This window comes from Thermoanaerobaculia bacterium (assembly GCA_035593605.1).
Taxonomy (GTDB): Bacteria; Acidobacteriota; Thermoanaerobaculia; order UBA2201; family DAOSWS01; genus DAOSWS01.
This window is the reverse complement of sequence record DAOSWS010000013.1, coordinates 46,249-71,308: the sequence shown is the minus strand read 5'-3', so window position 1 is coordinate 71,308 and position 25,060 is coordinate 46,249. Positions and strand designations below refer to the sequence as shown.

Annotated in this window: 17 protein-coding genes; 15 read left to right on the top strand and 2 right to left on the bottom strand. The window is 56.0% G+C overall.

Annotated features, from left to right (window positions below):
• Positions 1-144 precede the first annotated feature (144 nt).
• The 4 genes from pdhA to lpdA are packed head-to-tail and all read left to right on the top strand — an operon-like array spanning position 145 to position 5,021.
• On the top strand, positions 145-1,218 hold the full coding sequence (gene pdhA, locus PLD04_08150; GenBank protein HXK68305.1) for a pyruvate dehydrogenase (acetyl-transferring) E1 component subunit alpha: 1,074 nt from the start codon (positions 145-147) through the stop codon (positions 1,216-1,218).
• Positions 1,215-2,249: an alpha-ketoacid dehydrogenase subunit beta gene (locus PLD04_08145; protein HXK68304.1), complete on the top strand. Its 1,035-nt coding sequence runs from the start codon at positions 1,215-1,217 to the stop codon at positions 2,247-2,249. The genes pdhA and PLD04_08145 overlap by 4 nt, the downstream gene beginning before the upstream one ends.
• Positions 2,250-2,265: 16 nt before the next feature.
• Entirely contained in the window at positions 2,266-3,603 is a 1,338-nt protein-coding gene (locus PLD04_08140) for a dihydrolipoamide acetyltransferase family protein (GenBank protein ID HXK68303.1), read from the top strand.
• Complete coding sequence (gene lpdA / locus PLD04_08135; GenBank protein ID HXK68302.1) at positions 3,603-5,021, top strand: dihydrolipoyl dehydrogenase; 1,419 nt, start codon at positions 3,603-3,605, stop codon at positions 5,019-5,021. The genes PLD04_08140 and lpdA overlap by 1 nt, the downstream gene beginning before the upstream one ends.
• Here the strand turns inward: lpdA and PLD04_08130 are convergent.
• Complete coding sequence (locus tag PLD04_08130; protein ID HXK68301.1) at positions 5,018-7,102, bottom strand: EAL domain-containing protein; 2,085 nt, start codon at positions 7,100-7,102, stop codon at positions 5,018-5,020. The two genes, lpdA and PLD04_08130, sit on opposite strands and share 4 nt — an antisense overlap.
• A gap of 79 nt (positions 7,103-7,181) precedes the next feature.
• On the opposite strand from PLD04_08130, the gene PLD04_08125 reads away from it, so the two are divergent.
• From PLD04_08125 to PLD04_08110, 4 genes are all read left to right on the top strand, one after another.
• A complete protein-coding gene (locus PLD04_08125) occupies positions 7,182-10,367 on the top strand; it encodes a SpoIID/LytB domain-containing protein (GenBank protein ID HXK68300.1) in 3,186 nt (1,061 codons plus the stop codon).
• Between the two features lie 20 nt (positions 10,368-10,387).
• Positions 10,388-10,831, top strand: a complete 444-nt coding sequence (locus PLD04_08120; protein ID HXK68299.1) for a C-GCAxxG-C-C family protein — start codon at positions 10,388-10,390, stop codon at positions 10,829-10,831.
• Between the two features lie 94 nt (positions 10,832-10,925).
• A complete protein-coding gene (locus tag PLD04_08115; GenBank protein ID HXK68298.1) occupies positions 10,926-11,432 on the top strand; it encodes a ferritin family protein in 507 nt (168 codons plus the stop codon).
• 162 nt (positions 11,433-11,594) lie between these two features.
• The gene (locus tag PLD04_08110) at positions 11,595-14,840 is read left to right on the top strand and encodes a thrombospondin type 3 repeat-containing protein (protein HXK68297.1); all 3,246 of its coding nucleotides are present in this window, start codon (positions 11,595-11,597) and stop codon (positions 14,838-14,840) included.
• A gap of 9 nt (positions 14,841-14,849) precedes the next feature.
• Here PLD04_08110 and PLD04_08105 read toward each other — a convergent pair whose 3' ends face one another.
• Positions 14,850-17,474: a C25 family cysteine peptidase gene (locus PLD04_08105; GenBank protein HXK68296.1), complete on the bottom strand. Its 2,625-nt coding sequence runs from the start codon at positions 17,472-17,474 to the stop codon at positions 14,850-14,852.
• A gap of 95 nt (positions 17,475-17,569) precedes the next feature.
• Between PLD04_08105 and PLD04_08100 the strand changes: the two genes are divergently transcribed.
• From PLD04_08100 to PLD04_08070, 7 genes are all read left to right on the top strand, one after another.
• On the top strand, positions 17,570-18,346 hold the full coding sequence (locus PLD04_08100; protein ID HXK68295.1) for an enoyl-CoA hydratase-related protein: 777 nt from the start codon (positions 17,570-17,572) through the stop codon (positions 18,344-18,346).
• The gene (locus tag PLD04_08095; protein ID HXK68294.1) at positions 18,334-19,839 is read left to right on the top strand and encodes an acetyl-CoA carboxylase biotin carboxylase subunit; all 1,506 of its coding nucleotides are present in this window, start codon (positions 18,334-18,336) and stop codon (positions 19,837-19,839) included. The genes PLD04_08100 and PLD04_08095 overlap by 13 nt, the downstream gene beginning before the upstream one ends.
• Positions 19,836-20,318 carry a biotin/lipoyl-binding protein gene (locus tag PLD04_08090; GenBank protein ID HXK68293.1) on the top strand — a complete coding sequence of 161 codons (483 nt, stop codon included), beginning with the start codon at positions 19,836-19,838 and terminating at the stop codon, positions 20,316-20,318. Before PLD04_08095 ends, PLD04_08090 begins: the two co-directional genes overlap by 4 nt.
• A 34-nt stretch (positions 20,319-20,352) precedes the next feature.
• A complete protein-coding gene (locus PLD04_08085) occupies positions 20,353-21,303 on the top strand; it encodes a radical SAM protein (protein ID HXK68292.1) in 951 nt (316 codons plus the stop codon).
• A gap of 119 nt (positions 21,304-21,422) precedes the next feature.
• Positions 21,423-22,346: a hypothetical protein gene (locus PLD04_08080; GenBank protein ID HXK68291.1), complete on the top strand. Its 924-nt coding sequence runs from the start codon at positions 21,423-21,425 to the stop codon at positions 22,344-22,346.
• Positions 22,343-23,257: a hypothetical protein gene (locus tag PLD04_08075; protein ID HXK68290.1), complete on the top strand. Its 915-nt coding sequence runs from the start codon at positions 22,343-22,345 to the stop codon at positions 23,255-23,257. The genes PLD04_08080 and PLD04_08075 overlap by 4 nt, the downstream gene beginning before the upstream one ends.
• Before the next feature lie 82 nt (positions 23,258-23,339).
• Complete coding sequence (locus PLD04_08070) at positions 23,340-25,046, top strand: right-handed parallel beta-helix repeat-containing protein (GenBank protein HXK68289.1); 1,707 nt, start codon at positions 23,340-23,342, stop codon at positions 25,044-25,046.
• The last annotated feature ends 14 nt before the right edge of the window (positions 25,047-25,060 follow it).

Below are 25,060 nucleotides of genomic sequence, written 5' to 3'. Positions count from 1 at the left end.
TCCTTTCCTCTGTTTCCTTGAACGGTACTATACCACATCGCCTGAGCGCCCGGTCTGCCCCATCTGTCCAGAATAAATTATGGGTATTCCCTGTTATCACTTTGCAACCTAGACAGACGACCCATCTTACTGAAGGAGTACATCGTGCCCAAGACAACGATCTACGAGGCTGTGACAGAACGTGTAGAAATCCTGGACAAAGATGGCCAGGTTGACAAATCATTGATGCCCGATCTCTCTCAGGACCAGATCCTTTCGCTCTATCGCTGGATGGTGTACATGCGGGCCCTGGACACCAAGACCCTCAAGCTCCAGCGTCAGGGACGTCTCGGAACCTATGGATCGATCCAGGGACAGGAAGCGGCCCAGGCCGGCCTTGGACTGGCCCTGAAGCCGGAGGACTGGCTCGCCCCTTCCTTTCGGGAACAGCTGGTCATGATGATGCACGGTATTCCTGCCCGGCAGATCCTGATGTACTGGAAGGGCGACGAACGGGGATCAAAGGCACCCGAGGGTGTGAATGTCCTTCCGATTTCCATTCCCGTGGGAAGCCAGCATGTCCACGGCGTCGGGATCGGAATGGCCCTCAAACGACAGGGAAAGAAGGCCGCGGCGGTGACGTTCGGAGGTGACGGTTCTTCGTCCCAGGGAGATTTTCACGAAGCCCTCAACTTTGCCGGAGTCTTTAAGACCCATACGGTCTTTTTTATCCAGAACAACCAGTGGGCGATCTCGGTCCCCTTTCACAAGCAGACGGCCGCGACGTCCGTCGCGCAGAAGGCCCATGGATACAACATTCCCGGGGTCCAGTTTGACGGTCAGGACGTCTTTGCCTCCTATGCCGTCTCAAAGGAGGCCCTGGAACGTGCCCGGGCCGGAGAAGGAGCCACGCTGATCGAAGCCCTGATGTATCGTTTCGGAGATCACACCACGGCCGACGATGCCAGCCGGTACCGAAAGGCGGAGGAGGTCGCGAAGTGGAAGGAATCCGATCCCATTGTCCGTCTCCGCCGCTTTCTGGATCGGGAGTCAATGTGGGACGATCAGAAGGAAGAGGCCCTTGCCGGGGAGGTTTCTAAACGCGTCGATGAAGACGTGGCCGCCCTGGAAGCACTACCGAAGGCCGATCCTACGGACATGCTGGATTATATGTATGAATCCCTGCCTCTGAACCTCGCCGAGCAGAGACAGGCTCTTGCCGAGGAGGTGAACCGATGACCGCCGCTGCCCAGAATCCCGCCGCACAGCTGAAGGCTGTGCCCTCTCAGCAGACTGAGAAAGTTACCCTGATCCAGGCCATTACCCGTGCCCTCGCCGACGAGATGCGCCGTGACCCCTCGGTCCTGATCCTGGGTGAGGATGTCGGAGTAGACGGAGGCGTCTTCCGCGCCACGGAGGGCCTTCTGGAAGAATTCGGCCCGGACCGGGTCATGGACACGCCTCTGGCGGAAAGCGGAATTATCGGTACATCCATCGGGCTGGCCGTTGCCGGGTTTCGACCCGTTCCCGAAATTCAGTTCATGGGCTTTATCTACCCGGCCCTCAACCAGATCTTTGCCCATGCCGCACGAATGCGAACACGTTCCCGGGGCCGCTTTACAGTTCCCATGGTGATCCGCATGCCGTACGGAGGGGGAATCCGGCCTCCGGAACACCACTCGGAAAGTTACGAATCCCTCCTGATTCACACACCCGGGCTGAAGGTGGTCGTGCCGTCCAACCCCCACGACGCCAAGGGCCTGTTGATCTCCGCCATCCGGGACAACGACCCGGTCATCTTTATGGAACCCAAGCGGATTTACCGGGCCTTCCGGGAAGAGATCCCTGTCGAGCCCTTCACTGTTCCCCTGGGTAAGGCCCATGTCCTTCGCGAAGGAACCGATGTGACCCTTGTGGCCTACGGCGCCATGGTTCGCGTATGCCTCGAAGCCGCTCAGTGGCTGGAGAAGGATGGCATATCCTCCGAAATCATCGACCTGCGTACCCTTCATCCGTTGGATCGGGACACGGTGTTGAACAGCGTAGCCAGGACAGGCCGGGCGGTTGTTGTTCATGAAGCACCCAAAACGCTGGGACTGGGTGCGGAAATCACGGCCCTGATCAACGAACACCTTCTACTCCAGCTTCTGGCGCCGGTGGAACGGGTGGCCGGGTTTGATTCCGTCTTCCCCCTGGCCCAGCTTGAAGACCATTACCTTCCCCACAAGGACCGCGTGATTGCGGCCGTGAGGAAGACACTCGAATTTTAATAGTAAGGGGGCATCTATGGCTTTTGAATTCAAATTTCCCGATGTCGGGGAAGGCATTCACGAGGGTAAGATCCTCGAGTGGCTGATCCAGGAAGGGAACAAGGTGGAAGAGGACCAGAACATCATGAAGGTGGAAACGGACAAGGCCGTTGTCGACCTTCCTTCGCCCGTATCGGGAACGGTCCTGAAGATTCATGCGTCCGCCGGGGACATCATCCATGTGGGAGACGTCATCCTTACCGTGGGAGAACCGGGGGAAACCGTGAAGGAATCGACAGCCCCATCAAAGTCCCCGGAACCTTCGAAACCCGAAACCAGACCCGAACCTTCAAGCGAAAAATTGGAAGACAAAAAGGCTTCCAGTCCCCCTCTCCAGACGAAACCTCAATTCCATTCATCTCCCTCTGCCGATTTCCGTCCCCTTGCGACCCCCCACACGCGGGCCCTGGCCAGAAAGCTGGGCGTGGATCTGTCCCGCATCCAGGGAAGCGGAAAGGGCGGCCGCATCACTGATGAAGACGTGGAGCAGGCGGCGGCCCGTCCCCACCTCATGGCCCCTCTCCCGGCTTCCACCGGCGAAGGAGCTTCTCAGACCCGTACGCAGTCAGATAGTCCCCGGTTTTCTGGAACGACCAGCTCGACCGAGGAAGGGGAGGTTGAACGGGTGCCGTTGAGCCACCTGCGCAAGGTCATCGCCTCCGCGATGACCGTATCCAGGCACACCAGTGCCCATGTGACCCATGTTGATGAAGCCGACGTCACAAGCCTGCTGGAAATTTACGGGGACATCAAGGCGAGGCAGGAAGAGCTCGGCGGCGTGCGTATGACGCTCATGCCCTTCTTCATCAAGGCGGCTGTGGCCGCACTCCGGAAGCACCCTCTTCTCAATGCGTCCTTCGACGAAGAAGCCGGTGAGATCGTTCTGAAAAAGTATTTCAACATTGGAATGGCTGTGGACACGCCCGAAGGGCTGATCGTTCCCGTGGTGAAAAATGCTGAATCGAAAAATCTTCTCCAGCTCGCGGAAGAGGTGCAGTCCCTGGCCCTCAGAGCCCGGGAACGGAGGCTTTCCCTCAACGAGATCCAGGGCGGTACCTTTACCCTCACCAACATCGGACCGATCGGAGGCCTCTTTGCGACCCCCATCATTCACCAGCCTGAGCTTGCCATCGTGGGCCTTCACACGATCCAGGAGCGTCCGGTTGTCCGAAAAGGAGAAATCGTGATTCGAAAGATGATGCACACCAGTGTATCCTTTGACCACAGGATTATCGATGGAGCCGAAGCGGCACGGTTCATGACCGATTTCGTATCGCTTCTTTCCCACCCCGGAATGCTGATGGTGAGGCTCTAATGGTTGTCGGCTCGATTTCCCGCGGATGTCAGGTGGCGGTAATCGGAGGCGGACCCGGCGGGTACGTGGCCGCAATCCGGCTTGCCCAGCTGAAAAAGGACGTTATACTGATCGAACAGGAACCATCCCTTGGGGGAATCTGCCTGAACGAAGGCTGTATCCCCTCCAAGGCCCTCATCCATGTCGCTGATCTCACCCTCGATGCAACCCAGGCCCATGAAATGGGTGTGGATATCGGAGGTGTGGAAGTATCCATGCCCCGTCTCATCGCCTGGAAAGATTCCATCGTTTCCAGGCTCACCGGGGGTGTAAAGATGCTATGCGAACGGAACGGGGTGGAGATCATCCACGGAAAGGCCTCTTTCGCCTCGGATCGTTCCCTCTCGGTTGAAACCTCATCGGGAACCGTCTCCATCGATTTTGAAGAAGCCGTCATTGCAACGGGAAGCTCACCGATGCCGCTGAAAAACTTTCCCCTGGACGGGGAAACGGTGATCGGATCGAAAGAGGCTCTCTCCCTGAAGGAAGTTCCCCGACGCCTGGTGATCATTGGAGCGGGCTATGTCGGCCTGGAACTTGGCATGGTGTACAAGAAGTTCGGTGCCGAGGTTTCCGTCGTGGAATTTCTCCCCGACCTTCTTCCCCAGCAGGATGACGACGTGGTTGCTTCCATTGGAAAACGCCTTGAGGCTCTGGGAATGGATCTCTACCTGGGCCACAGGGCGGATCGCTTTGAAAAGGGAGATCCTTCCCGGGTATTCATCGTGGATCCCGACGGAAAGGAAGTTGTCCTGGAAGCCGACACCATTCTCGTCAGTATCGGGAGAAACCCGAATTCAAAGGATCTAAACCTCGAAACCATTGGTGTAAATACGGATGAAAAGGGGTTCATTACTGTCAGCGATAGAATGGAGAGTTCGTCACCTGGCATCTATGCCATCGGAGATGTCATCGGGGGTCCCCTCCTTGCCCACAAGGCCTACCGCGAAGCCAAAGTCGCTGCGGAAGTGATTGCCGGGGAGCCGAGTGCCTTTGATAACGTCGTAATTCCCGCAGTCGTATACACCGACCCGGAAATCGCCTGGGCGGGACTGACCGAGAAAGAGGCGAGGGCAAAGGGTCTCAACATTGTGACCGGCACCTTTCCCTTCCGGGCTTCCGGCAGGGCACTGACCCTCAACCAGCCCGAAGGGTTTGTCAAGACGATCGCTGAAGCGGAAACCAAGGCGATCCTTGGAGTTGTGATCGTGGGATCCAGTGCATCTGAACTGGTTTCCGAGGCGGCTCTTGCCATTGAAATGGGAGCATTCCTGGATGATCTGGCCGGAACGATCCACCCCCACCCAACCCTGTCCGAAGGTCTTCTGGAATCGGTGGAAGCGGCCCTGAACCAGGCCATCCACATGGTGAACCGTTAGAACGTCTGATCCGAGACGGCTCTTTTTTTGTTTCCGGCCTGTTTTCCAGGAACTACAGGCGCGTAGTGCTCCTCCAGCAGAAGGTCACATTCCTGAGGCGGAACTGCCCGTGAAAAGAGAAAGCCCTGCATGAGATCGCAATCCTTCTTTGCCAGAAGGCTTTTCTGGGCTTCCGTTTCCACTCCCTCCGCCACAACCACCAGATCCATGCTGTGGGCCATCGCGATGATCGCCTCCAGGATCGAAACAGCCACGGTATCAAAGGGCATGCTCTGGATAAAGGATTGATCGATCTTCAGGGTATCAATGGGGAAGTTGCGCAAATAGCTCAGGGCTGAATACCCCGTACCAAAATCGTCGATGGAGATATTGACACCCAGGTCGTGCAGACTGTTCAGTACCTCACGGCTTGCATCCGGGTTTTGAATGGCCACCGTCTCGGTGACCTCCAGGTGAAGATTTTCCGGAGGGATCCCGGCCTTTCCCAGAAGAGAGCGAACCTCCTCCACAAGGCTGGGGTGCTGAAAGAGTCGGGCCACAAGGTTGATTGCGATAAAGAGGTCCTTCATCCCCCTGTTATGCCATTCCTTTACCTGTTGTACGGCTTTTCGAAGAACCCGGAGGTTGAGTTCATCCCCGATCCCGATTGTTTCCGCCAGGGAGAGAAACTCGGCCGGGTAGAGAAGCCCCATGGTGGGATGCTCCCAGCGTACCAGGGCTTCCAATCCGCGGATCTTTCCAGTTTTCAAGTCCAGAAGGGGCTGATAATGGAGAACGATCTGGTCCGAAGCCATCGCCTTCCGAAGGTCACCCTCCATCGACAGGTGCTCCGAGTCCTCCACCCGCATGACCGGATCGTAGAGCACGGCACGATCCCGTCCCCTTTTCTTGGCTTCAAAGACCGCGCTGTGTGCGCCATCCAGGAGATCGTCGGGATAGTACCCGTGATCGTTAAAGAGGCTCACGCCGATGCTGGTGGTGATGTAGACTTCCCGGTTCTGGAGGTGGTAGGGCTGACGGAGAGACGCCAGAATCTTTTGCGTCACGGTATCGACGGCGGAGGTTTCATGAAGACCGGTCACGATCAGACCGAATTCGTCACCCCCGAACTTGGCAACGGTATCCCCATCCCGAATGCATTGCTTCAGACGTTCGGCCGCAGAGCGCAGGAGCTCATCCCCGAATGCGTATCCGAGGGTATTGTTAATGGTCTTGAACCGGTCCAGGTCGAGGTAGAGAACGGCCACCTTTTCGCGCTCCCGGAAGGCATGAGCCAGGGCCTGGGAGAGACGGTCCACGTAAAGGTGTCGGTTGGGGAGACCGGTCAGAGGATCATGGTAGGCCATGTGCTGAATCTTTTCGGTCGCGTCGACGACCCTGGCCTGTGCTTCTTCCAGAAACCAGAGAACCATGCTGATTCCCATGAACATATAGAGAAGAAAATCGACATATCCAAGGTAAAGGGCATAGCGGGGATAGGGTTGTCCCGCAAGCTGCCCCAGGGTGGTAACGAAGTAGAGAAACTGCTCCATGCCGTAAACAACGAAGGATCCGCTGATGAAAAGGTAGCCGATCCTGGCCGATTGGACCCTCTGACGCCACATGACGACACCTGACACAACGAAGGCAATGCCCGCCACGAGGGACCGCACGCCGACCCGGACGAAGAAACGGACAAACTCCATGGAAGGATCGAAGGGAAAGATGAAGGTGGAGGCAATACCCGCAAGGGAGAAGATCACAAGGACCCGGATCATCCGGGGCCGGGGAACAACCGTTCCGCTTGCAATCTCCCGCATTCCGAAAAGCAGCCACGCTACATGGAGGTAGGCCGCGGCAAGAGAGATGGCGCTGATGGCCAGGCGACCCTGCGACTCAATGGAAACCTGCATCTGATAGTAGAGGAGACCCGCACAGCTTCCAAAGAGGTAGATGGAAACGGCCCACCAGCTTCTGGACCACTGGAGAAGGAAGTTTCGATTGTAGGTTCGATAGAGTCCCGCAAGGACCAGAGCGATGATGATCGATTCCAGGGCCTGGGCCATGTGAGTGGCGAGAATCATGCTCGTCGGATTGATCATCGAGCCCCATTGTAGCACGCGGTTCGTCTATCGATTGACCGTTGAACTCTATCCCTGAAGATTGTCTATAATGAGAGAGATGAGATGGTTTCTTCTTTTCGGGTCGATTCTCTTCTCTCTTCTTCCCTCAATCCTCATCGGGGGAATGGATCTGAAGATCCGTGACGCCCATACGGGAGAAGGCCTTCCGGCCCGTGTGCTTGTGAATGGATTGCAGGAGTACGAAACGGATACGGGCATTTTGCAGGTGGAACCGGAACATTCCCCTTTCACCCTTCGAATCGAATCGGTCGGATATAAGAGTCTCGGAGCCGAATTCCTTTGTGAAAAGGAAGAAGATCTTCCCGTGACCTTCTGGCTGGACCCGGTCGAACCCTATCGTACTTACTTTCCGGAAATCGAAACCGGTGTTGACGACCAGGCCTTCCTCTGCGGCCGGGTCATGGATGACAGGACCCTGAAGGCGCTCTCCGGGGCCACAGTCGAGGTGGAAGAGTACGGGATCTCCATGCAGACCGGTCCGGAAGGAATCTTTTCACTCTATGTCCCGGCGGAAACTCTTGAATCAGATCGAGCTTTCCCGACCCTTACCCTGCGTGTCCGGCTTGAAGGGTACGCATCACTGGAGCGAACCTTCCTTCCTGCAGCCGGAACCACCCGGTTTCTCCTGGATCTCCATCCTGTAGGACCGTACTCCGCAGATATCCTGGACCATAAATTTCTGGCGCCTCTTCAGGACCAGGAAGAGGGTCAGATTCCGCCCTCACCTGAGAAAATACAAAGACAGCCTGCTTTTCCGTTGTACACACCGGTATCCCGAAGTTCCGGCATGGCTCCCCTGCTCATTTCCAAGGATCCGCCCTCCACGATCCGGGTGGGGACTTCATGCTCCTGTACCTCCTGCGCCTCCGTCGATGTCGTCTCCATGGAAACCTACGTTCAGCGGGGCCTCAACGACGAGTGGATCTCCTCCTGGTCCCAGCACTCCCTCCGATCGGGTGCCGTGGCTTACCGCTCCTATGGTGCCTACTACGTGGAGCATCCGATTTCCGGAACCTATGACATCTGCAGCACCACCTGCTGTCAGGTCTACGATACCGATACCGCCACATCCACCAATACGGCGGGAGCCAGAACGGCCGGGATCCTCCTCCAGCGGGGCGGGTTGACGTTCCGGTCGGAATACTCTGCAGAAAACAACGCATGGGATGACCCGAATGACGGTCTGAACTGCTCCAACGGCGACTTATCCTGCGGAGACGGCTATGCGGGAAGCCCTTCGACATCCTGGCCCTGCCTCTCCGACTCCCTCTGCGCGGGCCACGGCTGTTTCGGGCACGGACGGGGGATGTGTCAATGGGGAACCCAGCGCTGGGCTCTCACCGGCGGCCGTCTCTTCAACTGGATCACCAACCACTATTACAACGCCAGCGGCTCCGGCACGGGATACCGTACTGCGCAGATGACCGCCCCCTTCGAACTTCCTTCGGCCGCCCCAAATCCCTCGGAAGTGGAAGCGGGAAGCTCCTTCACGATCCAGGCCTCGGCCGACAACCTGGCCGATCTCTCCCATGACTGGATCCTGATCGGGGCCAGCATCTATTCCCCGTCCACCGGGTACATCAGCGATCCTCCCGGAGATACGGCCGTTTCCCTCGTTCCGGGGCTCCAGTCCACCAGCCGTCCCTTTGCCGTCCCGGCGGGAACGCCGGAAGGCTCCTACGATCTCATCACCTCCCTCTGGCTCGACACCGATGAGAACGGTGCGATTACCGGGGACGACCTGGCCTTGATTTCCCGGACCGACACCGGCGTGCTGTCCGTAGTTCCTCCCGTCGCGGGAACCTGTGACGATCCCTACATTTTCGATCCCTTACCCGCGACGCGTTCCGGATCCACCTCAGGGGGTGATCAGTTCCTGGACACGGTCAACTGCGCCTCGACCCGGGACCTGTCAGGACCCGAGCGGGTTTACGAATTCACCCTTTCATCCATGGGAACCCTCCAGGCGACCCTTACCCCATCGGATCCATTGGATCTTTACCTTCTTCAAACCTGCGATCCTTACACGTGCCAGGGGTGGGCTGACAGCTCTCTGACGCTTTCCGGCCTGCCCGCCGGGACTTACCTGCTGGTCGTCGATGGACCGTCCGCAGGCTCGTACGATCTCTCCGTCACCTTCACGCCCGGAGACTCGATCCGCCCGAGAACGGTTCAATCGCTCCGGGCCGACAAGACGGGAGGAAAGGTTCACCTGTCCTGGGATCCCGTTACGGAGGATGTCCTGGATCATCCGGAGGTGATCGACCATTCCGACATCTGGCGCGGAACGGGCCCGAGCGGTCTTGCCCCTTACGATGTGGGACTGGCCACAAGCTATGACGACGATGTTCTCACGGATGGAATTTCCTACTATTACCGGGCCAGCCCCGTGGACAATTCCGGAAACCGGGCCTACCTATGCCCGGAGCAGACCCTGGATGACCCTGATGCCGTGTATACCGGGACGTGGTCCGAAAGTTCGACTCAGCCCGATGTTTACGGCTCTGCCTGCCATCGAATTACTTCTGCCGGAGCGGGTGACGTAACGGCTCGATATCGCCTTTCAAACATCTGCGACGGACCCTACACCCTCTACCTATGGCACCCGGCTTCGGCGGATCAATGCAATGCGGTTCCCTACTTGATCCAGACATCGGGAGGTCCCGTTCTTGCCTCTGTGGACCTGACCTCGAACGGAGGTCTCTGGGTGCCCGTGGGAGCGTATGATCTTTCCTCCCCTGCAAGTGAGGTGACTCTCTCCGACCTGGACTGTCCGGCCGTCTCCTTCATCGTGGCTGACGGTCTCCGGGCCGTACCCGAATTACCGACTGAGGTCATCATGGATGAGGATCAGGCCAACTTTACCGGAACCTGGAGCCTTTCCTACCATTCGGAAGGGTACGACGGGGACTACGCCTGGCAGTCCACGGGTGGCACCGGCGCCGATTATGCCCGATGGATTCCCATTCTCTGGGAGAGGGACCTCTACGACATCTATGTATGGTATCGATCCGGTACCAACCGGACGACTGTGGCTCCATATACCGTAGTGACCGCCGACGGTCCCGAAACCGTACTCGTCGATCAGAGCCAGAACGGGAGCCAGTGGGTCTACCTGGGCTCCTGGATCCTGAACCCCGAATCCGTTTCCATTTCGGTGTCCGATGACGCTCCGTCAGGCAAGGTCGTTATTGCCGACGCCGTGCGTTTTGTCCGCCCATGAATTCCCCTGGAGGTGTGCTGATGTCCCGAGAAGAGCAGGCAGTGATGAGATTCAATGAAGGGTTTTCCTGCGCGCAGGCTGTCTTTTCCGTCTTTACGGATCCTGAGGAGATCGACCCCGCGGTTGTGATGAAAATCGCGTCGGCCTTTGGCGGTGGAATGGGGCGAATGGGAGAGACCTGTGGAGCTGTGACCGGAGCCCTTATGGCACTGGGCATTCAGGGGGGACCTTCTATACAGGAAGATATTGAAGCAAAAGAGATCACCTATTCACGGGTCCAGTCCCTTGCCGAGCGGTTTCGCGCCCTGCATGGAACCCTGGAGTGTAAAAACCTGCTGGGATGCTCTCTTCTTACACCCGAAGGCCGGGAGGAGGCCGACCGCCGCAATCTCCATGAAACTCTCTGTACGAAACTTGTCCGGGACGCTGTCCGCATCGTGGAAGAGCTTCTCTCTGAATCGTAGACGGAACCGTGCCCGACTTGCGGCGGGTGAGCACCTCAAGTACAATGAAACCTCAGTCGCTGAACGAGACAATTCCGGACAAGGAGGAACTCCAATGACCGATATCGCCCACATGCTCCGACTCGCCATGCAATCCGAGCGCGACGGATATAACCATTACGCCAATGCCGCCCTGCGCACGGAAGACCCGAAGGCAAAGGAGGTCTTTCAGGGCCTGGCCAATGATGAGCTCCTTCATCACAAGGCCCTGGACGAGATTCTGAAGGAATACACCCAGCAGGGCTCCCTGCCCAACATCCCGCCCCTGGAAGGAAAGGCCTCCGTGGATGTAGACAATTTCAGCCCCATCTTTTCGCCGGAGTTTAAACAACGCATTCAGGACAAGCACTTCGAAATTTCCGCTCTCTCCATCGCCATGACTCTGGAACAGGGTGCGATCAGTTTCTACACCGACCTGGCAGGAAAGACCGATAATTCCACCTTCCGCGCCTTTTTCACCAAACTGGCTGACTGGGAAAAAACCCACCTCGAGGCCCTCTCCCGCCAGATGGGGTATCTCCGGGAAAGCTACTGGGCCGAATCCCGCTTCGAACCCTTCTGATTCGTTCTGGAAAGGCCTTCTCAGGGAATCAGCGCGATTCCCGAAATATGAATGATCACAATCCTTCAAGCTGAAGGTTTAGCTTTCTTGTCTGCTCTTATTACGGGTCGAAAATTGTAGTACAATAACTCGGTTTTATTCAGGCTCTATGGGAGACAAACCATGCTACATTCCATCAAATTCACCGGGTTGGAAAAGGTGCGGTTTATTCTTTTGGTTTCATTCATCATGCAGTTTGGACTGTCAGGACTTCGTGTTGCACTGCTTGCCGGCGATTACAGCGATGTTCTTTATTCAGCATCAGGATACTCAGACAATAATCAATATCCTTACATCGACAACGAACCGGGATTCAGCGAAACGGATAATCCCTATCTTGTGAAGGATATCAACACACAATTTGGACAGGTGAACTCCGAACCGCGAGACATTACAGAGGTCAATGGAATCGTCTATTTTTCTGCCTTTACACCTGATTATGGAAGAGAGCTCTGGAAAAGTGATGGAACTTCCGAAGGAACGTTATTCGTAAAGGACGTCGAACCCGGCCTCGATTCTTCAAGCATTGCTCTATTGACCGACGTAAATGGAACTCTATATTTCAGAGCGGATGGCGATGAACTCTGGAAAAGCGACGGGACCCCGGACGGAACTGTGCAGCTCCTGGATTTCGGTCCAACGAAGGCAGTGAAAATAAACAAATTGATCAACTATAACGGAACCCTATTCTTTACTGCCACGGACGGAATCCACGGCGTGGAACTCTGGACCAGTGACGGCACACCGGAAGGAACCTCCCTCTTTCTGGATATCAACCCGGGATCCGCATCCTCCGTGACGGGCTATTTTGCGATAATGAATAATATCCTCTACTTCTCCGCAACAGATGGAATCGCAGGAACCGAACTGTGGCGGAGTGACGGCACAATCGTTGGAACTTTCATGGTTAAAGATATCCTGCCGGGCTCCAGCAGTTCAGATCCTAGAAACCTCACGGCAATCAATGGAACCCTTTACTTCAGCGCTGGATTTACCAGCTCGACAGACTACGAATTCTGGAAAAGTGATGGAACCGATGCCGGTACGGTGCTCGTAAAGGAAATCAATATCTTCGGGGGAAGTTCCGGTCCTGCATATTTCACGGATTTGAATGGAATCATCATGTTTACAGCAGATGATGGATTTTATGGCCGTGAGCTCTGGAGAAGCGATGGAACCGAAACGGGGACCTGGATGGTAGTGGATATCGATCCGGGTACGATGATACCTGCTTCACCAACAAATCTTACGGTATCAAATGGAAAGTTGTACTTTGTAGACAGCGACAGCATTCATGGAAAAGAGCTCTGGGTTTCCGATGGCACCGCTCCCGGAACCTTTATGGTGAAGGATATATATCCGGATGGAACCTCATCAACCCCCTCGTACCTTACCGATCTGAACGGGACTCTCTACTTTCAGGCCAATGACGGAGTTCATAACAAGGAAATCTGGAGAAGCGACGGAACGGAAGCTGGAACCTACCTTTTCATAGACTTAAATCCTGGAGATACTGTCTATCCTCCAGCCTATCTCACTTCAGTCGATGGGATTCTCTTTTTTCAGGGGGATGATGGTTTATATGGATCGGAACTCTGGAAGAGTGACGGGACAGTGCCAGGAACTGTACTTGTGAAAAATATTAATTCCGGTACCACGCCTTCCCGGCCCCGTGACTTTGTCACGATGGAAAGCACAGTCTATTTCTCCGCCAATGACACCACCCACGGGGAAGAGCTCTGGAAAAGCGACGGTACATCCGAAGGAACAATGATTGTCAAAGACATTGCTTTCGGAAGCGCTTCGTCTTCTGTGACCTGCGTTCCTCCAGTTGGTGGTTTTCTCTATTGTTCCGCGGATGACGGAATTCATGGCTCAGAGCTCTGGAAATCTGATGGAACCGAAGAGGGGACGGTTCAGGTAAAGGATATCAACCCGGGCTCCAGTGGCTCCAAGCCGGACTATTTTGTCGGGATCGGTGATACGGTTTATTTTAGTGCGGCCGACGATACGCATGGAAATGAGCTCTGGAAAAGTAATGGAACGCCAGAGAGTACGATCATGGTGAAGGATATTTCCGATGAACTCTATGGCAGTCAACCTGCATATATGGCTGCACTGAATGGAATCCTCTATTTTTTAGCGGTCCATCCGGATTCCGGATGGGAGATGTGGAGGAGCGATGGAACCGAAGCAGGAACCTATCTGCTCAAGGATATTTATCCAGGAACCGCAGGTGCCTTTCCTAACTTTCCAGACGATCCGGTCGTAGTTTCTGGATATATTTACTTTTATGCCAATGATGGGATTCATGGCTATGAACTCTGGAAAAGCGACGGGACACCGGATGGAACGACCATGGTGAAGGATATCAATCCCGGAATTGGAGAATCCTATCTCGAAGAGCTTACAGGCTGCAATGGGATCCTATATTTTGCGGGATACAACGGCAGCTACGGAGGCATTCTGTTCAAGAGTGACGGGACGGATGAAGGAACGATCATTCTCAAGAACTTTTTTGAGGGTGATCCGCTCGCAAAATGGCCACGTCATCTGACCTGCGTGAACGATGTCCTTTACTTTCAGGCTGGAACCGGTCTCTACGGTATAGAGCTATGGAAATCAGACGGCACACCTGAAGGAACGGACCTGGTCGCCGACATCAATCCGGGAAGCAGTAACTCCTATCCATTCAGCCTGGCAAATGTTAACGGTACTCTCTATTTTTCAGCCCAAGATCCCCTTTATGACGGAGAATTGCGGAGAAGTGATGGATCAGCGGAAAACACGGTGAGGCTTGGTGACATTTGTGAGGGTGGATGTTCGTCGGATGGTGAATGGATCACACCGATTGGGAACAGGTTCCTTTTCAGTGCATATAAACCCGATACCGGCGTGGAGCTGTGGGCTTATATCTGGGATGCGGATTCGGATCTAATTGCAGATCATAAGGATAACTGTCCCGAGATCGCCAATCCGGGCCAGGAGGATAATGACCTGGACGGTTTGGGTGATCTCTGCGATCCGGATGATGACAATGACAGCGTTCCTGACGAATCCGATTGTGCCCCCTTTAATATCCATGCCTGGTATCTTCCTTCTGAAGATATCTCTAATTTTAAAATCGATAAATCTACAGAAGATAATTTTGTCTGGACCGTGCCAGATTCAACAACATGGGGTTCTGAACCTGCCTCGACATTTATTGATATTCTGGGAAGTCTGAGCCCGTCCGATTTTTCTTCGGCAGACATACTGCAGCTGAATTTACCTGTTACGACAACGTCGGCTACGATTGAAGCAGGGGATGAAGACCCGTATTTTTATCTCGTTCGAATAAGAAACAAATGCGGCTCTTTTATTCCCTAGAGCAATCGTTTAATCTGACACAATCCGGCCTCCCGCCATCCGGTCCGCCTTGGGAGGGGGAGAATCGCCCAGGCACAGACAGGCCCACGAACCCAGCTCTTCGTAGTTATCTCCGTAATTAAAGGTGATCGCATAGGCGGATCCCTGTGCGCAGAGGCTGTCTCCCCGGCTCAGGAAATCAATCGTGGGAACCCGGACCGTGACACCGGAGGTCTTTCGGATGAAGGGAACCTCAATTATGGAGTCGTTGTACGGTTCTGTGGTCAGGATGGCCCACTCCGTTCCCTGATACATGTAATACCGGACGCTCATGTCGATCTGACCGTCTCCCAGGGTGTCCAGCCACCAAACGGCCGCGTAGAAATCCTCCCCCTGGAAGAAGCTCACGGGTAAAAGCGGAGAGGCCACATCGAGATCCAGCAGGACCTCGGTTCCCGCCTCCCCGAGGGAAATCTGCACGATGTCGGCAGACCCCATTTCGGGAGCTCCACCGAAATCACCGGCCGGATCGGATACGCTGGCGGATGCGATTTGAATTGGAAGATCGATCGTCGTGGAACCAAGGGTCACGGGAAGAAGAATCGTTCCCGGCAGATTTGAGGATAGATCGGCATTGATCGAGGCATGGTACTGATTGTCCCGGGTTTCCGTCACAGTCTGGAGAGAAATGTTCGCCGGGGGAAAGGCCCTTGCTTCTGAAACCGGATTCCCGAAGGAGAGGGTCTGGTTCGATGAGGATCCTCGCAGGGTCAGATGGATTTCGCCGCCGCAGGGGGGCACGACTTCCGGCTCCACCCGGCTCCAGTAGATCCCGGGTTCGGGAAAGGACTGGGACAGGTCTCCGCCGTAAAAGGTGACCGTCGGATCCCCGTAGAGGTTGTAATCATAGAGGTTGGCCCACCAGTAACTGTGGCTTCGATCGGCCGCAGGATCGGACTTGGCCATCAACAGAGCGGTACCGGCATCCATTCCTTCCAAAACAAGGTTTTTCATTGTACGGAAGCCGATCCCGGGGGCGGTGCAGTGTTCCACGAAGTCGGTTTCCCACCCGATGACCGCAGCCCAGCGCGTGGCCCCGAAGGTACCGATGGCGCCCGTGCGCAGCATGGAGGCGGCGAGGTTATTCTCGTTTTCCGGCGTACCGTTGTTGCAGGCCACACCGAAGACGAAGGAGGGCATCGTGGGGTTGATGTCCCATGAATTCCCGGAGGCAAAGAAGGCGTGCTGGGCAATTTCTCCCTGATCAGCTTCGGGACGGCCGTCGCCATCGTCGTGGTCCCAGAGGGTTCGGACGACGATATCTTGCCCGCCGTGGCCGTAGTAGAGAACGCCGGAAGCTCCCATCTTCCATGCAGCCACCACGTTGGCCTCCGTGATCGGAAAGTCACACTCATATGGACTCGGGGCAATTCCACCCTTTTCGTACATCTTCCAGTAGGGGGTACCCACGGGATCCAGGACGTCCCGGGAAAACTCTTCCCCCAGCTCCGCTCCATCGGTCATGGGCTCGCCCAGTCCCATTTCGTTGGGAAGGAAGGGGATCGAATCGGGAAGGAGGAAGGTCCGGTCGGTTCCCTGGATGTGACTTCGAAAGTACAGAATTCTGCGGAGGTATCCGTCAAGCTGCTCGACCTGGGAGCGGTAGACCGGAATCCGGCCCACGATCACTTCCGGATAGAGATCGACACCTCCGGCAAAGGTGTCCAGCCCGTACGTTCCCTCGTACCCGTCTCCGTCGAGATCCCAGTTCCCGGAAAGATCGGCATAGTAAAGGTCAGTGGGAACGGCATGGGAAGGGTCCTCGGGGAGGGGGTAGGCATACCGCATGGGAAGGTCTCCCGTCAGGGGGTTGGGATCCCCGATCAGCAGGACATGGGTCACACCCTCAACCACCCTGGCACGGATATACTCCCGGATGGCCGCGGCGCGGGCCTGGCCTTCCCGATCGCCTGCAAAGGATTCGACCCCTACCGGGGTCACGACCCATCCGCTGGCCCGGAGGGCCAGAATATAGGTCGGAAGCTGTCGGGTCCCTTCAAAGACCCGGTTGGTTGTGAGGATCAAAAGATGGCTCCCCTCGCTCCGCGCGGGAAACCACCGCCTGGCTTCGATCCCGTTTACCGCGTGTTCCAGGACTATCCCCGCGTGAGGGGGAAGAGGGCCCGCCATGGTCTTTCCGGATTTACAGGAAAAGACCAGGGTCCCGCCTACCAGGCGTGAAACGGTATTTCCTGAAGCCTGATAGGGGTAGATTCGCAGGGAGACAATGGGAAGGGGGCCAAGGTATCCGGTCGAATCAATGCGAAACCATACAGGGGAATTTGATGGGTCTGCCGCCTCCTTCGGTTTCCAGATGGCCCGTTCGGGATGACCCGGAACCAGGATCGGACCGGCTGTCGTGAATTCAGCCTCCACCGCCGCTTCAATGACGGGGGAGAGGAGACTCACGCTCAGGCTGGACAGATCGGATCCGGGAGGTAGAACAACGGTCCCCCGGATTTCCGGAATGGCGGGGGCGCCGGGAAGGGTCCGGGCGGCGGGAGTTCCCTGTTCCAGAAAATGGCTCACGGGAACGGTAATCGATGCGGCGTAGATAGATGCTGAACAGGCCAGATAAAGAACGATTCGATACATGGACCCTCCTCACCTTATAGAGTAATGCATGGATTCCTCGCTGTCCAATTACAGGAATCTTGACATCCCCCCTCAAAGGCCGTAACCTTCGAAGAATGAAGTCAATCCATGCACATACAATGGAAGGGGTTGCCGAGGTAACCCTCGATCGCCGGGAGGTCCGAAATGCCTTCAACGACGAGGTGATCGGAGAGTTTCTCGAAACCTGGAAAATCCTTGCCTCCGATTCAGACCTTCGCGCCATGATCCTGCGGACTGCGGGTGACACCTTCTGTTCCGGTGCCGATCTGAAGTGGATGAAGGCCATGGCGGGTTTTGGAAAAGAGGAAAATCTGGCGGATGCCGGTCATCTCTACGACTGCATGGATGGTCTCTTCCGCCTTCCGGTCCCAACCGTGTGCCGGGTGCAGGGACCGGCCTTCGGCGGCGCTCTCGGCCTGATCGCCGCCTGCGACATCGTGATTGCTTCCTCGGAAGCAAGCTTTGCATTCACCGAGGTCCGTCTCGGTCTCGCTCCGGCCGTCATTTCTCCCTTTGTCGCCCGGAAGCTGGACCCCGCCTTTCTCCGCGAAGTCTTTCTGACCGGCCGGAGATTTTCAGCGATCGAAGCGCGGGATCACGGGCTCGTCACCGAGGTTGTCGGTCCGGAGGAGCTTGATATAGCTGTGGATAAGACGGTCCTCCACCTTCTCAAGGGGAGCCCGGAAGCTCAGAAGGCCATTAAAGAACTGCTGGACCATTTGCCCTTCCCCTCCCGGGAAGAAGAACGCCGATTCACATCTGCCCTGATCGCTGACCTGAGGGCCGGAAAGGATGGTCAGGAAGGAATTACCGCTTTTTTTGAACGGAGGAATCCGCGATGGGTGAAATAAAGAAAATTCTGGTAGCCAACCGGGGCGAAATCGCCGTCCGGATCATTCGGGCCATCAAGGAGCTGGGCCTGACATCGGTGGCCGTGTACAGTGAAGCCGATACCGGGAGCCTGCACGTTCTGGAGGCAGACGAATCATGTCTCATCGGCCCCCCCCCGCCTCTGCAGAGCTATCTGGATATGGACCGGATCATCGAAGCCGCCCGCTCCTGCGGAGCCGACGCCATCCACCCCGGGTACGGTTTCCTGGCGGAAAACCCGGCCTTTTCAGGAAAGGTCCGGGACGCGGGCCTCGTCTTCATCGGGCCTCCCGCCGAAGCCATCCGCCTGATGGGGGACAAGCTCGAGGCCCGGGCCCTGGCCAAACGGGCCGGTGTTCCCATCACGCCGGGAAGTGACGGTCCCGTCGACCTGGAGCATGCACGCAGGATCGCAGGGGACATCGGTTTTCCCGTTCTCATTAAGGCGGCTCACGGCGGCGGGGGTAAAGGCATGCATATCGTCCGAAAGCCCGATGACCTCCAGGAGGCCCTGGAAACAAGTATTCGGGAGTCTTCCTCCGCCTTCGGTTCCTCCACGGTCTATCTCGAAAAGTACCTCGAAGAGCCGCGTCACATCGAGGTCCAGGTTCTGGCCGACAGCCACGGCACCGTGCTCCATCTCTTCGAGAGGGAGTGCTCGGTCCAGCGCCGCCACCAGAAAATCATCGAAGAGACACCCTCTATGGCCCTCACCCCGGAGCTGCGGACCCGGATGACGGAGGCCGCCGTGGCCCTGGCCCGGGAAGCCGGCTACGTCAACGCGGGGACGGTGGAATTTCTCTTCTCCAAAGGGGAATTCTACTTCCTCGAAATGAACACAAGAATCCAGGTGGAGCACCCGGTCACCGAAATGGTGACGGGAGTCGACCTGGTGAAATGGCAGATCCGGATCGCCCGCGGGGAGAAGCTGACCCTGAAACAGGAAGATCTCCGTCAGCAGGGACACAGCATCGAATGCCGGGTCTACGCCGAAAACCCGGAAGCCAACTTTCTCCCGGCTCCCGGGACCCTCCATCTCGTCCGTGAGCCCTCGGGTCCGGGGATCCGCGTCGATTCGGGAATCCGAAGCGGCTTCACCGTGCCCGCTGTCTACGATCCCATCCTCTCCAAGGTTGTGACCTGGGCCGAGACCCGGGATGACGCCATCGACCGGATGGACCTCGCCCTCAAGGAGTACGTCGTCCTGGGAACTCCCACGATCATCCCCTATCTTCGGGACGTCCTGGCCCACGAGGTCTTCCGCTCGGGCCACTACGACACCCACTTTGTGGGCGACCACATGAACGGGTGGAAAAACGAGATCCCGGAAGAACTCCTTCTTCTGGCCTGCGGGCTGGCGGTGGAGGGTCAGGGTGCACCGGCAAACGGAAGCGGCACCTCATCGCGTGCTTCGGGTCCGCCGCCGACACCCTGGCAGACTCTGGGCCGATTCCGACTGGGGGAGCGATCATGAAACGAGAACGATTTCACGTCGGTCAGGATATCTGGGAAGTGGATGTCGAGTCCCGGGAAAACCGGATCACCGTCCGCCGGGGAGAAGACACCCTGGAAGCCGCCATATCCGGCCCCCTGGTTACGCTTAACGGACGGACAATCCGGGCGGCCCAGGTAACGGTTAAGGACCATACCTATCTCCACATCGACGGCCACGCGATTCACCTTCAGCGCTCGATCAGCTCCGGAGGAGAAGATGCCGCAGCCGCCTCCTTCGACGGGAAGATCCGGCCCCCGATGCCCGGAAACGTCGTGAAGGTCCTGGTTCAGCCGGGCGACACGGTGACTCAGGGACAACCCCTCATCATCATCGAATCGATGAAGATGGAACACCCGGTCACAGCTCCGGTGGAAGGAACCGTCACGGCCGTTAACGTTGCGGCGGGAGAACTTGCAGAACTGGCTAAAGTCATGGTGGAAATGGCGGTGGAGGACTGAGACCCAGGAATACGGGAAGCCGGACGGCCGTTTGATGAGAGATAAAACAATGGATCAGCCCTCCATCGACCTGACCCGCGCGCGGATCGCTCTCGAAGTCACCTCCTACTGCAACCTGCGGTGCGCCATGTGTCCCCTGAAGACGATGAAGCGGGGCTTCGTCCACATGGACCTGGACCTTCTTCATAAACTGCACCGCGAAATCCGGGAAATGGGCGTGAAGGTGCGCTGGCTTCACGAGATGGGGGAACCCCTGATCTATCCCCACATCATCGAGGCCCTGAACCTCTTTCCCGAGGTAACCCTCTCCACCCACGGCGGCCTCCTGAAGGAATCCGTCTCGGAAAAGATCCTCACGACCCCCCTGGAGCATATCCGAATCTGCCTCGACACGGTTAATCCGGAGATCTACCCAAAGATCCGGATCGGAGGCAAGTTCGATGTTGTCGTGGAAAACACGCGCCGTTTCCTCGAACTTGCCCGGGGAAAGCCCATCGACATTCAGATTCAGCGAATGATCACCCGGATCACCTTGAAGGAATCGGTGAAGGATTTCGAGCGGCTTTTCAACCTGAAGGACTACCCTAACGCCCGTGTCATCGAAAAGACCTGCGAAGCCCTGGACACGACAGACGCCACGGAGCTTCACGGTGTATACGCCGGATGCTTCCAGGGCGGCCCCTTCAACTGGTTCGTCGTCCTGGCTGACGGAACGGTCACCCACTGCTGTTACGACTACGAGGGCCACCAGATCATCGGGAATGCCCGGGAGGAATCGATCGTCGAAATCGCGAAGAGCCCGGTCCTGAAGTCGATCCACGACGCTTTCCTCAACCACGACTTCTCCTACCTTCCCCGGTGCGCCGAGTGCTTCAAGCACCAGGGCGAAGTAACCATCTATCCCACCTGGCTCTACCGCCTTGTCCGCCAGCTTCCCTTCCGAGACGTTCTCCGGAAAAAGATGTTCCGCCGGGGCGGTTCCTGATACAGGTCCGGTCACTATCTCGCAGCAAAGGCTGAAATGACCTGAATCCGCAATCCGCATCTCAAGGAAATGCATCATCGGATCGTTGACAGTATAATGGAATCCAGCGAGCCGCTACGATGAAAAAAGTACCGATTCTCTGTATCCTGTTTTACGCCGCTTCACTCACGGCCGGATGGAAGTGGGAGAAGGTAAATATCGAGGTCCCTTTTCATCCTTCCACAACTGCTGCCGCATACGATCCAGTCCGTCAAAAAATCGTCATCCTAAACCTCAATGATGATGCTCAGAGCAGTGATGTCTATGACACGTATCTCTTTGACGGCCAATCTTTTGAAAAGGTTTGCACAAGATATCCAGACAGTGTTTCTTCCTGTTTTCTTTATTCAACTAGTTCACTTTTCTGGGATACGAATCTGCAAAAATTGGTATCTTGCCAATTATGCAGTAATCCGTATTCGTCCTATCTGAATTTTTATTTATTACAAGAGGACAGTTACTATTGTTGGAAGACTTTTAGTCAAGGCTTGTCTTATGATGCCGGTTTTGATCCAATTAGAAAACGAGCCGTCTTTTTTTCATTGAATTATAATGAGATTTATGAATATGATGGCACCTCCATTTATACTTTCTCTGGCTTTCCATATACCTTTGGAGACCAAGGTTATATTACCTTTGATGAGACTACCCAAAAATTAATATATTTTGGTTGGGATACTAAACCTTCTGTAATTCTGTATGAATGGGATGGGATTAATTTAATTGCAGTTAATCCTTCCCCCCCTGCTGGATATGATGTCAGTTCGTATTCACCCTACAGCATTGCATATCATCCGGCTCTGGGAGGGTCTGTGTCACCCTATGGAATGAAGGGGGCACTGCTATACAAAAACAAGAAATGGGAACCGCTGATCCAGGGAAACACACCATGGGGTAACCTTGTCATCTATTACCCTCCAAATGGAGAGATGTACTTCATCACCTACCTCGACGGAGTTTTCGTCCTCCGCCGGTCCCATGAACGGCCGTTCGAGAAACCATGAATAAGTTATTCGCCTTCATTCTGCTCCTGCTCCCCTGCACCCTCTTTTCCGGATGGAAGTGGGAGAAGCTGGATATTGAAGTCCCCTATACCTACTATTTGAAAAATGCAGCCTATGATCCTACCCAGCAAAAAATCGTCATCCTCAATGCCTCCGGGGAAGGCGATGATGCCTTAACCACCTATGACACGTGGACGTTTGATGGAAAAACCTTTGAGTACGTATGTAAAACAACCTATCCATCATCTCTTAAATGCTGGATGAGGCCTCAGGGATTGGTTTTTGATGAGAATCTGCAGGAGTTAACCTTATTTCAAATTTGTGGTGATCCAGGCAATATCAATGTAGGTTTGTCCATATTAAAGAGGGACGAATCCTTATGCTGGAAAATTTATAAAACGGGAGGATCGCCCCTGACCGCTTATGATACGGTTCGAAAGAGAGCCGTATCATTTCTTTGGGGAGATAATAAAATCATCGAATTCGATGGGAGTAGATTCTACACGTTTCCTCAAGCCATGGTCCTTGACAGTAATGCAAGCGTGGCTTTCAATCCTGAAACGGGGAGCACCGTATATGTTGGTACAACAAACTTCGGTCACGTAATCGAAGTATGGGAATGGGGTGGGGTTTCCTTGCGGCAAATTGAAGCTCCCTATCCTAATGGTGTTGATCCACAATCAGGTGCAGGCATTCAATATAATCCTGAGATAAGAGGATTAATCGGGATCGTGACCTGGGAAAGTACGATGATTTACAATGATTATAAATGGAGAAAAATAATCGGTTTAGATACCCCCGTGAATGGACCCATGGTCTACTATCCTATTGACGGCAAATTCTATTTATTCAGTATTGATGCTGTGTATGTCCTCCGCCGGTCCCATGAACGGCCGTTCGAGAAGGATTAGATGGCCAATTCCCTCATACTTCTCGAATCGTATTTTTCCTTTATTGTCAGCTGGAATCCCCAGATGGAACGGGAAGGCAGTCATGACCTGGCGGTACACTGATTCCGGGATGATCGTGACCAGCTTTCTACGTACCCCTTCGAGATTCAGATTTTCGCTTCCTGTACTCATTCTTGTCAGCACGATTCTACCGCTCACCTTAGATGCCGCGACGCTCCAGGTGGGACCGGGAAAGACCTATGCCAGTCTCCAGGAAGTCGTGGATCTGGTCAACCCGGGGGATGTCGTGGAGGTAGACGGGGACCACACTTACCCCGGAGGAGTCATCTTCGAGCGGCCCGGCCTGCCCGGGTCTCCCATTACCATCAGGGGGATTTCCATCAATGGAAACCGGCCGATCCTCTCCGGAGGAACCAATACGATCACCTTTTCCACTCCGAACCCAAATGTTCCCGACGATGGCGCCAACCACTACATCCTGGAGAACTTCGAGATTACGGCAGGGTCCTTCCGCGGCATCTTTCACCAGGCCGACGACCTCACCGTCCGGGACACCCTCGTCCACGATTGCCCGGCCCATGGAATTCTGGGAGCCGACCAGGGCTCGGGTTCGGCCACTCTGGAAAGAGTGGAGGTCTACCACTGCGGGAACGACGGGAGCCAGCACCAGATTTACATGGCCACCGATGAAGTCCACCACCCGGGGAGCGTCTTCCGGATGGTTCACTGCTACATCCACGACGGCAACGGGGGAAACAACGTCAAGAGCCGGGCCGAGCGCAACGAAATCTATTACAACTGGATTGAAGGTGCCTACTATCACGAGCTGGAGCTGATCGGGCCCGACCCGGGAGGTGCGCCGGACGAATGGAGCGAAGGCCTGGTCCGGGAGGATTCCGACGTCGTGGGGAATGTCCTGGTCAAACGGAACGACTTTGCGGTGATCCGGCCGGGGGGTGACGGAACGGGTCAGAGCAACGGCCGGTACCGGTTCGTGAATAACACGATCATTCCCGGGTCCGGCGTCGTCTTCCGCATCTTCGACGGGATTCAGAGCATCGAAATGCATGGTAATGTCCTCTTCCGGGCGGGAGGCGGAGCCGTGAACGTCACACGGACCGTGGAAGCGGAATGGACAGACGGGGAGCAGATGGTGGGCACGGACAACTGGGTCACCACGGGATCGACCAATATTCCTTCCGGATGGACGGGAACTCTAACCGGCTCCGATCCCGGCTTTTCGGATCTTCCGGCCAACGACCTCCTCCCTGCGCCGGGAAGTCCCCTTCTGGACCATGCGGAAGCGGATCTGCCCACCCATCCCGATTTCCCCTTCCCCGAGCCCCTTCCCGTGCCCCGTACCCACCCCCCCGGTCATTCGGTTCCCGATCCCGGCGACCCTCTGCCCCGCCCCTTCGACTGCCGCCTTGACATCGGCGCCCTGGAGCGGCCGATCTCACCCTCCGTTGTTGCCTTCCTGACCCTTGCATCCGATGGAACTCTCACCTGGGACGCGGTTCCCTCCGCGACGGCCTACGATGTCGTCAAGGGAGACCTGATGCTTCTTCGGGCGGGAAACGGGGACTTCACCGGAAGCCTCCTTGACTGTCTTGTGAATGATGGATCGTCTCCCGCGACATCCGATTCGAATATGCCCCTTGCCGGGGAGGGATGGTATTACCTGGTCCGGGCGGCGGCCCCGACAGAAGGATCCTACGACTGCGGCTGTGCGGGTCAGCCGGTCTCCCGGGACACACACATAGCGGCATCCCTCAACGCCTGTCCCTGAGCTTCCGGATCGAT